At 55.7% G+C, this 1631-nt stretch carries 2 protein-coding genes; both read left to right on the top strand.

Translation table 11 applies throughout. The features are described from left to right. On the top strand, positions 1–1154 hold a 1154-nt coding region (locus tag C1720_RS13500), incomplete at its 5' end, for a hypothetical protein (protein ID WP_233200081.1). After that, positions 1151–1438, top strand: coding sequence for a hypothetical protein (locus tag C1720_RS13495; RefSeq protein ID WP_146007072.1), 288 nt, complete (start codon positions 1151–1153; stop codon positions 1436–1438). The genes C1720_RS13500 and C1720_RS13495, both read left to right, overlap by 4 nt. Positions 1439–1631 lie beyond the last annotated feature (193 nt).

Here is a 1631-nt window from a genome sequence, read left to right as displayed (position 1 = left end):
GGCTGAACTTGAGAGAGCAGATCGAGCGCATCCGCGCGCAAGCGCCTGCTGCGCCTGCAACGCCCATGCGGCCCTCAAAGCCAGCGCTGCCAGAGTGGGCCAGGCCGCAGGATTTGGCGCCGACCGTGGAAAACGCCAGAAGGCTGGGGCTGCCGCAAACTGCGCGGCCTGAAGCCCAGCATGGCAGCCCGGCTCCTTCAACCGCGCAGCAGCCCGCCGACCCTAGCTGGGGCCAACGCCTGAACCGCAACATGCGGCAGTGGGGCGAGGGTGTCATCGACCGGCTGGATGAGGCTGCCGTAGCCGATGGCGGCGGCCTTGTGACAGCACTGGCTGCCTTGGCGCGTACACCGGCGAGGTCATTCACCAGCTTCATGCAAGGCACGGCAGGCACGGTTTCGCTGCTCGATGGCCGTGTGCGCGGAGAAATCTCTGATGGCCTGAGCCAGGTGATGAGCGACCCGGGCCTGATTGGACGGGCAGCCAGCGATTACTGGCGCAGTCGCACGCTCGCTGACATGGCGGCAGACCTTTATGCCAATGGAGCGGCCGGTGCCATGATGGGCGGGGCTGGAGCCGCAGCGCTTGGGCGGCTCAATCGCTTGCCTGGGCTGGGCAGGGATGTGGGGGAAATTGGCCAGGCGGCCATGCGTATTGCGGACAGCATTGCGAGGCCATCCCCACAAATCACATTGCGTATTTCATCCAGCCCAACGCGAGGAAACCCTTTAGCCATTATTAGAGGCTATGGCGAATTGAATCGGAGACAATCGGCAGTCTTGGAACAATTGCCTGAATTCGGCTCACGCGCCATTGTGGGAAATAACTTCGGCCAGCGAGATTTGGTTGCGCTCACTGCAGCTACGGGAGATGAATTTGCCATGTTCTCTGTCGGCGGGCGCAGGCTGATTATTCGCGGCAATCACACTTCCGTGCCCGTTACTCCAGAAATGGGACGTGAATTGGCCCGCCAAGGGTGGCGTTGGTCTTCGCATACCCATCCAGGCAGTGAACTGAATGTATTAAGGTCTTCAGAAGGAGATAGAGCCGTATTGGAAGCAATGGGACAGCAACGGAGTGTATTATTTAATAGTGAAGGCAGACGCCGGATATTTACCCCGGATGGGGATAGTCTGGAAGGATGGCAGCCATGACAAAAAAAATTCGCAAGCTGAGTTTAAAAGAAATGGAACCCATTGCGCGAGAAGCTACACGAAGCGCTTTGAAAAATTATGTTTGGGAAAAAGAAAAAATGAAAAATCTGACGCTTGGTTCAGGTTTTGAAGGTGATTTTGGTATTTTTGAATTATATCTTGCGGGGAAACGCCCTGAAGATGCTGTTGTATTAACAGAAACTTTAGTTAACAGGCTAACGGGCGAAGTTTCAGTCAAGGTTTTTCTTCCGAAGAAACCGGAAGTGAGTAACCCGCCCGCATGAATGACTGGCCATCCGCTAGACCAATGCAACCGCTGCGCATGCGCCAGCGCTGCATATGAGTTCTTTATGGCGACTATGGCAAATAAATCATTGCGTCAAGCTCGAAGTTCTTGTTCCATTAATTGGGTAGCATTTACGGGCTTGGCTGCCGGATGATTAAAGGCCACTCAGCTGGCCCGGCTCAACCGTTTGT

It is taken from the genome of Ottowia massiliensis (genome assembly GCF_900240305.1).
GTDB lineage: Bacteria > Pseudomonadota > Gammaproteobacteria > Burkholderiales > Burkholderiaceae_C > Ottowia > Ottowia massiliensis.
The sequence above is the reverse complement of the archived record's forward strand: the minus strand, read 5'-3'. Positions and strand labels throughout refer to the sequence as shown.